The sequence below is a fragment of the Pseudoalteromonas sp. SCSIO 43201 genome (genome assembly GCF_023716725.1).
Classification (GTDB): domain Bacteria; phylum Pseudomonadota; class Gammaproteobacteria; order Enterobacterales; family Alteromonadaceae; genus Pseudoalteromonas; species Pseudoalteromonas peptidolytica.
Genome location: NZ_CP072683.1, coordinates 3,405,768 through 3,419,494, shown reverse-complemented (window position 1 = coordinate 3,419,494; position 13,727 = coordinate 3,405,768). Strand labels below are relative to the sequence as shown.

General features: G+C 42.7%; 11 protein-coding genes and 1 riboswitch. Of the genes, 5 read left to right on the top strand and 6 right to left on the bottom strand.

Going from position 1 to position 13,727, the window contains the following annotated elements:
- Positions 1 to 5: 5 nt before the first annotated feature.
- Together J8Z24_RS14865 and coaD are read right to left on the bottom strand one after the other, a co-directional pair.
- Positions 6 to 1,364, bottom strand: a complete 1,359-nt coding sequence (locus J8Z24_RS14865; RefSeq protein ID WP_252094908.1) for a capsule assembly Wzi family protein — start codon at positions 1,362 to 1,364, stop codon at positions 6 to 8.
- Positions 1,361 to 1,843 (bottom strand): pantetheine-phosphate adenylyltransferase, encoded by a 483-nt coding sequence (gene coaD / locus J8Z24_RS14860; RefSeq protein ID WP_125253790.1) that lies wholly within the window; start codon positions 1,841 to 1,843, stop codon positions 1,361 to 1,363. The genes J8Z24_RS14865 and coaD overlap by 4 nt, the downstream gene beginning before the upstream one ends.
- 174 nt (positions 1,844 to 2,017) lie before the next feature.
- Here coaD and J8Z24_RS14855 point away from each other — a divergent pair, with 174 nt between their 5' ends.
- Both J8Z24_RS14855 and thiI read left to right on the top strand, forming a co-directional pair.
- The gene (locus tag J8Z24_RS14855) at positions 2,018 to 2,674 is read left to right on the top strand and encodes a TetR/AcrR family transcriptional regulator (RefSeq protein WP_125253791.1); all 657 of its coding nucleotides are present in this window, start codon (positions 2,018 to 2,020) and stop codon (positions 2,672 to 2,674) included.
- Between the two features lie 205 nt (positions 2,675 to 2,879).
- Positions 2,880 to 4,337 (top strand): tRNA uracil 4-sulfurtransferase ThiI, encoded by a 1,458-nt coding sequence (thiI, locus tag J8Z24_RS14850; RefSeq protein WP_125253792.1) that lies wholly within the window; start codon positions 2,880 to 2,882, stop codon positions 4,335 to 4,337.
- A gap of 139 nt (positions 4,338 to 4,476) precedes the next feature.
- On the opposite strand, the gene J8Z24_RS14845 is transcribed toward thiI, so the two are convergent.
- Positions 4,477 to 5,379, bottom strand: a complete 903-nt coding sequence (locus J8Z24_RS14845) for a ketopantoate reductase family protein (protein WP_176032555.1) — start codon at positions 5,377 to 5,379, stop codon at positions 4,477 to 4,479.
- Positions 5,372 to 5,722 (bottom strand): VanZ family protein, encoded by a 351-nt coding sequence (locus tag J8Z24_RS14840; protein ID WP_176032556.1) that lies wholly within the window; start codon positions 5,720 to 5,722, stop codon positions 5,372 to 5,374. The genes J8Z24_RS14845 and J8Z24_RS14840 overlap by 8 nt, the downstream gene beginning before the upstream one ends.
- A 146-nt stretch (positions 5,723 to 5,868) precedes the next feature.
- Here J8Z24_RS14840 and J8Z24_RS14835 point away from each other — a divergent pair, with 146 nt between their 5' ends.
- The 3 genes from J8Z24_RS14835 to J8Z24_RS14825 all read left to right on the top strand — a co-directional run bounded on the left by J8Z24_RS14835 (position 5,869) and on the right by J8Z24_RS14825 (position 10,042).
- A complete protein-coding gene (locus tag J8Z24_RS14835; protein ID WP_128729809.1) occupies positions 5,869 to 6,351 on the top strand; it encodes a YajQ family cyclic di-GMP-binding protein in 483 nt (160 codons plus the stop codon).
- A 93-nt stretch (positions 6,352 to 6,444) separates the two neighbouring features.
- A riboswitch (cobalamin riboswitch) is annotated at positions 6,445 to 6,670 on the top strand.
- Between the two features lie 46 nt (positions 6,671 to 6,716).
- Entirely contained in the window at positions 6,717 to 8,579 is a 1,863-nt protein-coding gene (locus J8Z24_RS14830; RefSeq protein ID WP_252094907.1) for a TonB-dependent receptor domain-containing protein, read from the top strand.
- A 485-nt stretch (positions 8,580 to 9,064) separates the two neighbouring features.
- Positions 9,065 to 10,042, top strand: coding sequence for a hypothetical protein (locus J8Z24_RS14825; protein WP_176032557.1), 978 nt, complete (start codon positions 9,065 to 9,067; stop codon positions 10,040 to 10,042).
- A 51-nt stretch (positions 10,043 to 10,093) separates the two neighbouring features.
- Here J8Z24_RS14825 and msrA read toward each other — a convergent pair whose 3' ends face one another.
- Positions 10,094 to 10,627, bottom strand: coding sequence for a peptide-methionine (S)-S-oxide reductase MsrA (msrA, locus tag J8Z24_RS14820; RefSeq protein WP_128729811.1), 534 nt, complete (start codon positions 10,625 to 10,627; stop codon positions 10,094 to 10,096).
- Positions 10,628 to 13,726 (bottom strand): efflux RND transporter permease subunit, encoded by a 3,099-nt coding sequence (locus J8Z24_RS14815; RefSeq protein WP_252094906.1) that lies wholly within the window; start codon positions 13,724 to 13,726, stop codon positions 10,628 to 10,630.
- Between the last annotated feature and the right edge of the window lies 1 nt (position 13,727).

Here is a 13,727-nt window from a genome sequence, read left to right as displayed (position 1 = left end):
GCTCATTAAAATTGATACTCGACGCTTAATGTCAAAGCAGCATGACTATCATCTTCTGCTAAAGATTTATCTTGCCAAGCAGTTACACCAACTTTAGCAAGTGTACCAAATACACCTTGTTGATACCCAAGCTCCAACTGGTTTCGTTCGAGGTCTTGAGTTTCATAATCAATGCGCTTTAATTTTGCATAGGCACCTACGCCATTGGTACTAAAATAGTCTAGCGCAACCGTGATGCTTTTTGCGCCTAGCCCTGTGCTGGCGCCGAGCCATAAGCCTCGCTCTTGGTAATTCGCTAAGTCGAGGCTGTTATCTCTTGGGCAAAGTGCCAGAGTAAGGGTATCTTTGCACTCAATATTGGTATCTGAATACTCAACAAAGCCTTTTAGGCGGTGAGTTGTGTTGCCCCAGTAGCTCTCTACTCCTAAGGTAAACATTGGCTCATCTGGCAAAGCGCCACTGTCGTTTCCTCCCGCAAATTCACCATAAAATGCAAATGGTCTGTCGCCTAAGCGAGTGGAGTACTTTATATCAACACTGGTGAGTCGTTGTGATTGCTTTTCACTTTCAAGGTTTTGTTGTTGATACACAAAATCACTGTAGGTGGTACTAAAGCCCAGCTCCAATCCTTGAATAGGAAAAGCAGCGGCTCGAAACCCCCAGAAATCACCTTCTTTTTTGTTGCTGATGGTTGGGCGTTGTTTTGCCATGATAGCGGTTACTTGCCAAGGCCCTACAAAAGACAGAAAACTTGGGCCACTATAGTTATTATTTGCTCGACTTAAGCGGATTGCTTTCATCGGTGCTGCATTATTAGAAAGCATCAGCGCATTTTCATTGCTTGGCCCCCACCAGTAACTTAAGCGCTCAGCACTGAGTGACCAATTACCAAATAGCACTGCCATATGGCTACCATGATGATTCACATATTTACCATCTTGGCCTTCATCTGTGTAGTTAACCGCGACCTTGGCACTGACAGACTTGCCGGTGATGATCCCAAAGCTGCGTACCCCAGAACGAGCATCATGACGTTGTCCAAAGCCGGTCGAGCGTACGTCAGCACCATTGAAGTGAGCAGTTACACTGCTATAGCGTTCTCTTTTTGCTTGCTTTAGTGCATGGCGCAGGTGGGCTAACGCGAAGCTTGCATTTTGCGATAAGTTACGATCATCAACACTTGCAAGATCATTGACAATTCCGCTCCACAGTAGCGGGTATTGATTCACTGGGCGATTGATCACTCCCTGCGCAACGAGCAGGTCTATACTATGCTTAAGCTCACTCTGGGATACTTCTATCCATGGTGAGGCATGAGCACATGTACCCATCAATACAGCAAGGGATAATAGGCTTTTTTTCATCCGTGTAATTTTTCCTCTAACGCGTTGGCGACCAGTGGGTGAACAAACTCACTGACATTACCTTTGTGAAGGGCAACTTCTTTTACCAAAGTTGATGAGATAAATGAATTCTTTTCAGACGGCGTTAAAAACACGCTTTCTAAATCTGGGTGTAATCGACGGTTCATATTTGCCAATTGAAATTCATAGTCGAAGTCAGATACCGCTCTAATGCCACGGATCAAAACGTTGGCTTGTTGTTCTTTAGCTAAATCTACCAATAAACCAGAAAATCCAATGACTTTTACATTTTCGTGCGATTTTAAAATTTCTTGAGCTAAAGCAACACGTTGTTCCAAAGAGAAGCATGGCTTTTTATTTGGATTGTGGGCAATGGCTAAGATGACAGTATCAAACATCTTTGCGGCTCGTTTAATCAAATCTTCATGTCCATTGGTTAATGGATCAAATGTACCTGGGTAGAGTGCTGTGACTTTCATGAGCATAACTGTGTTGAATTTTTTTGTATGGTAGCAAGGTTTTTTTCAAAAAACACTGGTCAGCTCTGTCGGCATGGTGCTTATCTCAGGGTAAAATTAGTGCTACTTTTATCAAGGGCGCTCAAGACGAAAATGATAGGGCTCAGTAAGTTTCAACAATCATAGAGAATTGTAATGAATACCAAGGAAAAAATAATCCGTACCAGCATTGCTTTATTTAACTTGCATGGAGAGCGCGCTATTACGACCAACCATATTGCTTCTAGTTTAGGTATTAGCCCAGGCAATTTGTATTATCATTTTAAAAATAAAGAAGACATTATCAGGCAGATATTCGCACTGTATAGCGAGCATTTAAATACACACTTTAAGCCTTTAGAGCAACATAGTGAGCCGCTTGAGCAACTAACGCTCTACCTAGACTCATTGTTTGACTTAATGTGGCGCTATCATTTCTTCTATGACAATTTGACAGATATTTTAGCCAAAGATGATGAGCTAAAGAAAAACTATATTGCGTTTCAAGCTCGCCTACTAGAGCAAGTAAAAGCGGTGGTGATTGGGCTGAGAGAGTCGGGGGTTATCACGATTAATGACGCTGATGCAAAAGAGCTCGCCCATATGCTAAAAATGACCGTGAGCTTTTGGACGCCTTATGTGAAAGCAAGGCGAATGACGGGCGTGTTAGAACAGCAAGATATATACAATGGCATAGTCAAGGTGCTCATGTTATTTAAACCTTATGCTACGCAAATGAGTATGCCGAAAATAACGCAATTACAGCAACATTATCAGGCATTAGCTGAGGCAAGCTTACCAAGTATTGCTTAATTATTATCAAAGTGACAGAGCTAGGTTTCGCTATTGCACGTGAAGATTGATAGTAAATACGTTGATTATTTCCTAATCGCTTCTGAATTTGATATACTCGCGCGCCCGAACCGTCCCTCGGCCGGTGTGCGCCACGATATCGTCCTCTTTGGTCAAATCGAAGCAGCATCGCAACCGATAATCGACCTGTAGTAGAGTGACTTTTATGCTTAAATTTATCGTCAAATTACACCCTGAAATTGCTATTAAGAGCAAATCTGTCCGTAAGCGCTTCACCAAAGTATTAGAGAAAAACATCAAAATGCTGTTGGTGCGTGTTGACGAAAACGTAAAAGTTAAAAATAACTGGGACAACATCTCAGTGACCAGTCAGCTCGATGATGAAAAAACGCGCTTGGCGTTAATTGATAATCTCAAGCGCACACCTGGGATCGTGCAATTTATTGAGGTGCAAGAGACCCAATTTGAAACGCTTGATGATATCTATCAGCAAACGCTTGCACTAGTTGCACCACTAATTGTAGGTAAAACTTTCTGCGTTCGCGTAAAACGCCAAGGTCAGCATGAATTTACATCAAGCGATGTCGAGCGTTATGTCGGGGGGGGATTAAACCAAAACATTGAGGGCGCAAGTGTTAGGTTGAAAAAACCAGATGTGACGGTAAAAATTGAAATTAAAGACGATAAAGCTTATATCGTCCGCCATCAGCATTTTGGTTTGGGTGGTTTCCCATTGCCAACGCAAGAAGATGTGCTTTCTTTGATTTCCGGTGGTTTTGACTCAGGTGTTGCGACCTATCAAATGATGAGAAAAGGGGCGCGTACTCATTTCTTATTCTTCAACTTGGGCGGCGCGGCGCATGAGATAGGGGTTAAGCAAGTGAGCCATTATTTATGGAAACAGTTTAGCTCAACGCATAAAGTGAAGTTTATCACGGTTGACTTTGAACCTGTTGTTGCTGAAATTCTTGAAAACGTCGAAAGTGGGCAGATGGGCGTGGTTCTGAAGCGCATGATGATGCGCGCTGGTACCGTGGTTGCAGAACGTTTGGGGATCCCTGCAATTGTGACCGGTGAGAGTATCGGCCAGGTATCAAGTCAAACACTGGCTAACCTCAATGTCATTGACCGTGTTACCGAAATGCTTATCCTACGACCGCTCATCCAGCATGATAAAGAAGAAATCATTCGTATCGCGCGTGCTATTGGTACCAATGAAATGGCTGAAGCGATGCCGGAATACTGCGGTGTGATCTCTAAAAAACCGACGGTCAAAGCACAGCTTGATAAAATTTTAGCGGAAGAAGAAAAGTTTGATTTTGATGTGTTAAACACCGTGGTTTCAAATGCCACAGTGAAAGATATTCGTGACATTGAAGTTGAAGCAAAAGAAGAGGTCAAAGAGGCTGAGTCGGTAAGCGAATTACCCGACAACGCGGTAGTGCTGGATATTCGCTCTCCAGATGAAGAAGATGCAAACCCGCTAGAACTCGAAGGCGCTGAGGTCATCCATTTACCTTTCTTTAGGTTAGCCACCAAATTTGGCGATTTACCACAAGATAAAGAATACTATTTATATTGCGCCAAAGGCGTAATGAGCCAACTACAAGCGCTTATTTTGCATGAAAATGGCTACACCAATGTAAAGGTGTATCGTCCTTAAAATAAAGAACCTTATACCGATTAGCTTAACTAGTATTATCGTGTTGGGTGAGCATGCGGCTCACCCAATAGATGAATAGCGTAATTATTGTTGGTGAACGACATAAACGTTAAGTTGCCAGCAGAGCGTGGATAGGTTTTTATACTGAGGTATTCAACTCACATTTCTTTACTTCGTCGAGCAGTTGCTGATTATAAGGAACGGTAATATGTTGCTTCGCAGCTAACTTGCAGATATATCCACACATGGCATCAATTTCACTGCGTCTATTATTCGCGATATCCTGATTCATCGAAGAGCGATTTTCTGCTGTTTGCATCATCACGGTGTAGGCAAGCGTCAGTAACTCGTTCAGTGCTACGTTAACCCCAGCCTTTGCAGCTATAAACTGTACTTCATTCATTAAATTGAGTATTCGGGCCGCATATTTGGGCTGCCTGAGCTGACCATTTTTGATTTGTTCAAGTGCGCTTAATGGGTTAATAGCAATATTTATAGCGAGCTTTCGCCAAAGGATTGGCATGATGTCAGAAGTGGTTTGAGCATTTTTGAATGTGCCAAACAGCTGTGAAAATAGCTTTTGATAATGACATTGAGCTGACAAATTTAGAGGGCCAAACCAAGTCGCTCCTTGGCCTGTATGGTATACCGTATCTTTAATCTTGTATCCTGCAATAGAGGTACTTAAAAAGTAAGCTGACTGATTGCTACCTAATTTTGCCAGTTCTTTTGAGCAATCAACCATGCCATTATGGCTTAAGATCAAGCTGCCATGTGCAGATAGCTTTGGGTAGAGCTCAGTGATAGCGTCAACGACTTGGTAAGCCTTAACAGGAATAATCAGGGTGTCTATGCTTTTTGCTGGGATCTCAGTTGATAGTGTATGTTGGCATGCTATTACTTGAGTGTCACTTTGTTGCTGGTAGTGGTAGGTTACAGCACGTTTTGTTCGTGTGATCAAGGTTACGTGATGAGACTGACTCAGATGTTGAGCCAGTAGCAAGCCTATCGCACCATCACCAACAATGTGGATACTAGCCATGTTGCTTTTTACGCCAGCGCGCCCAAAAATAAAATAACACAAAGTAGCTGAGCGCACCGGCAACATCAGCAATAAAATCTGCTGTTGATGCTTGACGGTAGGGCAGTGAGTCTTGCATCCACTCTATTCCCGCACCGTATAAAGAAAGCAGGAGTAAGTGAAACCAAACCTTAAACTTAAATGCGTGGTGCGAGATAAAAGCGAGTATAAAAAAGACACCAAAATGCGCTACTTTATCGACATGTGGAAATAGCCTTGGAGACAAGCTCACTTCCTTAGCAAATAGCACAGTACATATGATTAAAGAAATAATTAGCAAGGTTTTATAAACGCGCCGTGTCACAATTCATTCCACTTCTACATGACTAAGTCGGCAGTATAACATTGAAAACTGGCCATTGGGTGAACATACATAGGGTAAAAACTTAAAATAACTCAAACAGAGTATAAACTGTTATAATCCAGCCAAAACGACTTTAGGAGAGAAGCATGCCTTCATTTGATATTGTATCTGAAATAGAAATGACAGAAGCAAAAAATACCGTAGACAACGCGGTTCGTGAACTTGATACTCGATTTGACTTTCGTGGTGTTGATGCCTCTATTGAGTTAACAGGAGAGGTGATCAACCTAAAAGCTGAAGCAGAACAACAAGTAATGCAGTTGTTTGATATGCTTGTTGGCAAAGCAGCCAAACGTGGTTTAGATGTAGCAAGTTTTGAATTAAAAGACATTGAGCGTTCGGGCAAATATGTGTCACGTAAAGTTGCCCTTAAACAAGGGATCGATAAAGACATGGCGAAAAAGCTAGTCAAGTTGATCAAAGACTCAAAAGTTAAAGTTCAGGCCTCAATTCAAGGTGATACAGTTCGTGTAACTGGTAAAAAGCGTGATGACTTACAAGAAACTATGCAGCTTATCCGTGGCGCAGAGCTAGGACAGCCTTTCCAGTTTAAAAACTTCCGCGATTAACCTTGCCTATGTTAAAAGTGCAGCACGCTGCACTTTTAGATTTCTAGACGTCCATTGACAATTCCTTCTAAACCCAAGACAATAGCCACGAATTTTCAAGGTGCTATGCACAACCTAGTTTGGTTGCCAAGTGCATAGATAATCGGGAAGTTGGTGCGAACACAAGGGAACAACTAAATAGTCTTGATACTAGGTACGCGAAAGTATCACAATCAGGTGTATTATTTAGTGTGGATCGGTTCAATGCCTGCGCTGCCCCCGCAACGGTAGAGTTAATATGCAAATCCAAGTTAACTGAGCCCGGAGACCGGCCTTGAGACAGTCACTTTGTGTTCTTGTACGGTGGGTACAAGTTAGGGGAAACCATGTTAAATAAAACTGCTCTAAGCGCAGCCATCACTGCGGCGCTCTCTTTTTCTGTATTTGCAGATCAAAATATTGAACACATCACAGTCACGGCGAACAAATTTGAACAGCCACTTGAAAGTGCACTTGCCGCGATCTCGGTGATCAGTCGTAGCGACATCGAAAAAAGCAATGTGCAAGATGTGGTTTCATTACTTGACAATGTCGCCGGTATTCAGGCCGTGAGAAATGGTGGTTTCGGCCAAAGCGTGAGCTTATTTTTACGCGGTAATGATGCCAAGCATACCTTGGTTTTAGTTGATGGTGTACGAGTTACTGACGCTAACTCGGGTGATAATTCGTTAACGAATATTCCATTAAATAGTATTGAAAGAATTGAAATCATTCGTGGTGCGAAGGCGGCAATTTATGGTTCTGATGCGATTGCTGGTGTGATTAATATTATCAGTCGTGAAGGTAACCACAACACCATTACGTTAACATCGGGTAGTCACAATTATTCTGATATTGAAGCAACAGCAAGCTATAAAAAAGATAAGTTCACTCTGTCAGCTAATGCGGGGTATAGCCATACTGATGGCTATGACGTAATTGAAAAAGATCCTCAGGCTATCGTCGGTAAAAACCATGACCGCGATGGTTATTATAACGGTAACGCAGGCTTAACTTTACAGTATGGTGATGAGCAAAGTGGTATTTTTAGCCTTCGCTCACAGTACAGTGAGGGTGAAGGTGAATACGATGCTTGGGGAAGTGATGCCTACCGTTTTCATAACTATACCAATAAATTAGCATGGAAAAGAAGTTCCGAAAAACTTAGTCAGCATGTTTCTTATAGCCTAGGAAAAGAGCAAAATGTTCAAATAGGCAGTAGTGCTGATGACAACGCTTATGTAACAAAGCGTGGACAATTTGAATATCAATCTCAGTATCATATCAGTGAAGCATTGAGCTTAACGGGTAATATAACGTTTTTAAATGAAGATGTTGGTGAATCAACCGCTACGTTTTCAGAATCTGAGCGTGACAATCTCTCAGTGGCATTTGGCGGTTTTTATAATGATGAAAACTGGCTAGCAGAGGTCGTGTTAAGAACTGATGACTATGACTTTCACGGTCGAGCAAATACCTACACCTTAGCGCTAGGTAAACAAGTTACGGATGGGCTGAGCGTAAAATTCAATCATGGTAGTGCATTTAGAGCACCTTCTTTATCTCATACTTTTGTTATCGATAGCCCGTATTATTTACCTAACGCTAATCTGAGCCCTGAAGAGGCAAAAAATAGCGAAATCATCGTTACTTATAGTGATGAGCGTTTTCGAATTGAAGCGGCAGTGTATGATAATCGCATCACCGATAAAATCGTTTATGAACCGAATAGCGATTGGAAGTACGTACCGTTTAATATTGAACGGGCTGATTTTGAAGGTGCAGATTTAGTTGTTGAAGTTGAAGATAGTTTTGGAGTTGAACATACACTCAATGCCAGTTACGTTAGTGCAAAGGATGCAAAAACACAGCAGCAATTGCAGCGTCGTGCTAGACGCACGCTGACCTATACGATCAGTAAAACATGGCAAGATGTGGATGCAACCCTGACGTTAGTGCATCGTGGTGAGCGCAACGATAAAGTATGGGGAGCCCAAGGCTCATATACTGTAACGTTACCGTCTTATACCGTATTTAATTTAGCTGCAAACTATACTTTCTTCGATAGGTTCAAACTAACAGGACGCATTGAAAACCTGACTGATAAGCGCTATTTCAATGCAACTGCTGGGGAAGCGAAAGATGGCTCGCTACTCGGTTATAAACCACCGGGTCGACAGGCATACGTTGGGGTAAGCTACCGCTTTTAACCTCAGGCTTCAATCGTGCTTGAAGATAAAATAAAGCTCGCGTCTATCCACTTTTATCAAGATTAACCTGATTATCAGGTTAATCTTTAATCTCATTTTTCTTACCTATAAAGTTAGCTGCTTCGGTTGTGTTATCAATTAGTCTTACTACTAGTTCAAGTTTAAGGAGTAAATCAGACGCTAATTGCGTTAAAAACTTCTTACTCAGAACAGCTGAAAGCAAGTCTCCCTGGTGCTCGACAAGATCTCTTGGCTCAGAATAGGTCACTTAATTAAGTGAATAGGTACAAATTACATTTGTAACTAGCAATCTTAGTGAAATTTTGTTAATAATAAATCTCGTTTTTATTATTGGTTAAACTTTTTGTTACTACAGCTGGAGTGTTTAGTTAATTGGCTATCTTTAACGGCATAAATTGGTTAGACAGCAAGGGGTATTGAAATATAAAGACGAGCTAGCATTTAACAACTTCAAGGAAAAGAGTATGAAGTCATTTTTATTAGGACTAGTTGGCCTAGGGTTGGTTACGTCCGCCTATGCCAGTGAAGTAGATTTAGCGACACAACCCGATGTTACTACACAAGCAATGAGTGGTGATTTTGCCTGGTTTAATGCCCAGTCCCAGACTTGCCGTCAGATCCGAAGCATGCTGTATTACCGCCACCCCGGTAATGATCATTTGACCCCTGTGTCAGTGCCTGTGATTTATACTGGAGGGGAATGTTGGTCTACAGGTAGGACGACTTCTAGCCAAGGGCCTAAAGCAATGTATGATCAGGTCTCAGCGATTATTCATCAGCAATTTTCTAATGTTGAGCATAACTATAAAGAGTTAACCACAGATATAGTAAATACGGTTGCGGCGCAAGCGAGCGCGACTAAAGTTAGCCACACCACAAACTTATTTGGCACTATGCACATGAAAATTGCAGGTCGTGTGGATGGGCAAAATAAAGTACCAGTTTTAATTGATGGATTCGACTTAAAGTCTTACGCCAAATTTCGTAAGAAACAGCTTGGTATGAATATCTATATTCATGTTCATATTAATAATGAGAATGTTACCATTAAGGGTAAGTATGACGTGCGAACTCAGCAGCTTGAGTTAGACCCTTTGATTTCAAGCTTTAAACCTGTGGTTACCACAGAGGTTGAGTTACCATGGATCCTAGATCTGATGGATCGCTTGACTCCAGGGATCTTTGATAAACTTTATACTGAATTTAGTCGCATTGTAATTGATGTCTTTGAGTTCCTAGGTGTGGATATGAGCGAGGATATTCCCCAAGTGATTAAACACAATGTGCAGCTTATCGGGGCTGGGACTGTACCGCTCAAAGGGCTGGACAATTTAAGGCCTGGAGATACAGCAAACCTAGAGATGGAAGTTATGCGAGGGCATCTACGTATTAAGGATGGTCAAACAAGCTTCTATGTATTTGCAGTACCTATGTTACCGTAGTTTCTGTTGCCGAGTGCATGGCGCACTCGGCTTTTCTAAACATCGAGTCATTTAGTTTTTCAATTTTGCCGCAAATCGGCTTTCGAACTTGGCAACCTTGGGTGCTATCATCACACTGCAATATCCTTGATTTGGATTCTCAGTAAAGTAGTCCTGATGATATTGCTCTGCAGGATAAAAGATCGGAGCTGGACTTATTTCGGTTACAATTTTCTCAGGTAGCTGGGGTTGCAGCTGCGCTATATAATCTTGAGTTTGCTGTTGCTGCTGTTCGTTGTGATAAAACACCACGCTGCGATATTGTGTACCTATATCATTGCCTTGACGGTTAAGCTGGGTCGGATCATGTAGCGTAAAAAACATCTCAAGTAGTGTGATAAAGCTGACCTTATCAGGATTAAATTGCAGCTGCACCACCTCAGCATGTCCACTGTCACCACGACAGATCATTTGGTACGTAGGCTGATCCGTATGACCGCCAGCATATCCCGATGTTACTGCTTCGACGCCACTGACACGGCGAAATGCCGCGTCAATGCACCAAAAACAGCCACCACCAAAGGTTGCGGTTTGTAAGTTTGCCATCTACATCTCCTGCTCTGGATATTGTTGAGATTGCTCTTCTAGGCGCTTGCTCGTCTCTTCTGGAGATTGGGTCTTTTTCGCCAGTAAAGTGTAAGCCGTTGGGATCACAAATAACGTTAAAATGGTCGCAACGCTTACACCTGCAAAGATCACGACGCCAATAACCATACGGCTTTCAAACCCAGGACCAGTAGCAAACACCAGCGGAATAGAACTCATCACAGTGGTTAACGAAGTCATAATGATAGGCCTAAGTCGTTGTGCTGCGGCATCGACTATTGCTTGCTCAAATACAATTCCTTTATCACGAAGCTGATTGGCAAATTCAACGATCAAGATACCATTTTTAGCACTTAGCCCAATAAGCATAACGATGCCAATTTGGCTGTAGATATTTAATGTACTATCCGTTAAGAATAGTCCATACATAGCACCGACTAACCCCAATGGAACAGTCAACATGATAACTAAAGGGTGCACGAAGCTTTCGAACTGTGCCGCTAGGACCAAGAAAGTCACGGTGAGCGCAAGAATAAAGACGTAAGTCATTGCTGATGCGCCTTCATAAAATAATTGAGACTCACCTTTATAATCAATAGCACCATCTATGTCATTTTCTTCTGCGGCAACTTTATTTAAAAAGTCCAGAGCCTGTTCAAGCGTATAGTTACCAGCAAGGTTGGCGGTGATAGTGATTGCACGCATACGGTTATAGCGATTCAGTCGTGCTGCGGTTGCTTCTTCTTTTATCGTAATCAAGCTATCTAAAGGCACCAGCGCATCACTTCTAGACTTAACGTAAATATCAGCAATATTGTCAGGCGCAGAGAAGTCTGCTTTGGTACCTTTTAGAATGACGTCGTATTCCTCACCTCGATCAATAAAGGTAGTTACGCGGCGTTGTCCAAGCATGGTTTCTAGTGTTTGCCCAATTGCATTGACGGACACACCTAGATCGGCAGCTCTGGTTTTATTAATACTGATCAGAAACTGCGGGAAAGTTTCTTTGTAGTCATGATCTAAGCGAACCAGTCCTTTGTTATCCCGTGCTCGGGCAAGTATACGGTCGCGCCATGCTGCCAATTCATCGTAGTCGTTTCCTTGAAGCACAAATTCGATGGGGCGAGCATTGCCACCGCCACCAATACCTCGGCGCATGATGGCAAATGCACGAATGTCAGTGACTTCTTGCATTTTACCACTGATTTCATCAATGACTTCCCACGTTGAGCGTTTGCGTTCATCCCAGTCTGGCATACCAATAATCGCAACACCTCCTTGGCCACCCCAACCAGGGACACGGACAAGAACACGGCTTAATTCGTTGGATTCGACGTATGGCAGCAATCTTTCTTCGATTTTGGCCATATTCTCGGCGTTATTTTCATAGCTTGCGCCTTCGGGGCCATTCATCATGACAAAAAATGTACCGCGATCTTCTTTTGGCGTGAGCTCTGATGGGATTTGTTGAAATAAGCTGTAACTAGTAAATCCAGCTAGTGCAAGCATTACGATCAAACTATATTTTCGCGTCAAGTTTCTTTGTAATACACGACGGTATGCTTGCTCAAGTCGACTAAACTGATTATCCATCCACTGACTAAAGCGGTTTTCTTTATTGCTTGGCTTTAATACCTTGGAACACAGCGCTGGTGACAATGTTAACGCGGTAATACTTGAGAACAAGACAGCTGCGCTTACTGCAAAAGCAAACTCAGTGAATAACGCACCAATACGACCGTCCATAAATACGAGAGGGATAAATACCGCAACCAGCACTAGGGTGGTGGCGATAATAGCAAAGCCAACTTCCCGTGCCCCTCTGTATGCTGCGAGTAATTTTGGCTCACCAAGCTCAATGCGACGATAAATGTTCTCTAGCATTACAATGGCATCATCAACCACTAAGCCAATTGCTAGTACAAGTGCAAGCAAGGTAAGGAGGTTAATGGAGTAGCCCATGGCAAGTAAGAACATAAAAGTGGCGACGAGGGCCACAGGAACTGTCACAGCGGGAATAAGAGTTGCACGGATATTGCCAAGGAAAATGTAAATAACCAGCACCACCAAAATCATGGCAATCGCTAAGGTACGATATACCTCAGTGATAGATTCTCGAATAAAAATAGAAGAGTCATAGCTGTCTTGGATTGTGGTACCTTGCGGTAAATTACGCTTGATTTTTTCAAGCTCTTTACGCGCATTATCAACGACTTCCAAAGTGTTGGCTTTGGCTTGTTTGACAATCCCAAGGCCAATCATATTTTTACCATTGCCTCGGAAAGTACTTTCATCATCAGCCGCTTCAAGGTGTACATCAGCAACTTCGCCTAATCTTACTAAGTAACCTTGTTCACCTCGTTTAATAACAAGGTTGTTGAAGTCGTCTTGCGTTTTATAACTTCTGGCAATCCTTACCGAGAAGTCGCGGTCAAGAGACTCAATCTCACCGGCGGGGAGTTCAACGTTCTCTCGACGTAATACTTGCTCTATGTCACTGCTGGTGATCCCTCGAGCCGCCATGGCTTGTCTGTTGAGCCAAACTTTCATCGCGTATTTACGCTCGCCACCAATGCGAACATTAGACACGCCATCAACAACAGCGAGGCGGTCAACTATAAAGCGCTGGGCATAATCGGACAGTTGCAACGTATCCATAGTTTCACTGTTTAATACAAACCAAGCTATGGGGCTATCATCACTATTGGACTTAGATACTTCTGGGGGTCTGACTTGTTCTGGTAGCCTATCAAGTGCTCGTGATACTCGCTCGCGCACATCATTTGCCGCTGCATCAATGTCACGGTCGATGTTAAATTCTATGGTGATATTTGAGCTACCGCTGCGACTGCTCGAGTTAATACTTTTTATACCCTCAATACCAGAAATATGGTTTTCTAGAATTTGGGTTATTTTGGTCTCCACGACTTCCGCAGAAGCGCCCGTGTAGTTAGTACTTACGTTAACTATGGGGCTTTCAATGTCTGGATACTCTCGAAGCGGTAGCATAGTAAATGCGACCAGACCAAAGGTCAGTAATAGCAAGTTTATTACGATCGCGAAGATCGGGCGTTTAACCGCCGTATCAGTGATTTTCACG

Excerpts from the sequence above, each read along its gene's own strand:
- msrA (WP_128729811.1), bottom strand. The coding sequence starts at position 10,627 with ATGGCAAACTTACAAACCGCAACCTTTGGTGGTGGCTGTTTTTGGTGC.
- coaD (WP_125253790.1), bottom strand. The coding sequence starts at position 1,843 with ATGAAAGTCACAGCACTCTACCCAGGTACATTTGATCCATTAACCAAT.
- J8Z24_RS14855 (WP_125253791.1), top strand. The coding sequence starts at position 2,018 with ATGAATACCAAGGAAAAAATAATCCGTACCAGCATTGCTTTATTTAAC.
- J8Z24_RS14835 (WP_128729809.1), top strand. The coding sequence starts at position 5,869 with ATGCCTTCATTTGATATTGTATCTGAAATAGAAATGACAGAAGCAAAA.
- thiI (WP_125253792.1), top strand. The coding sequence starts at position 2,880 with ATGCTTAAATTTATCGTCAAATTACACCCTGAAATTGCTATTAAGAGC.
- J8Z24_RS14825 (WP_176032557.1), top strand. The coding sequence starts at position 9,065 with ATGAAGTCATTTTTATTAGGACTAGTTGGCCTAGGGTTGGTTACGTCC.
- J8Z24_RS14845 (WP_176032555.1), bottom strand. The coding sequence starts at position 5,379 with ATGGCTAGTATCCACATTGTTGGTGATGGTGCGATAGGCTTGCTACTG.
- J8Z24_RS14830 (WP_252094907.1), top strand. The coding sequence starts at position 6,717 with ATGTTAAATAAAACTGCTCTAAGCGCAGCCATCACTGCGGCGCTCTCT.
- J8Z24_RS14865 (WP_252094908.1), bottom strand. The coding sequence starts at position 1,364 with ATGAAAAAAAGCCTATTATCCCTTGCTGTATTGATGGGTACATGTGCT.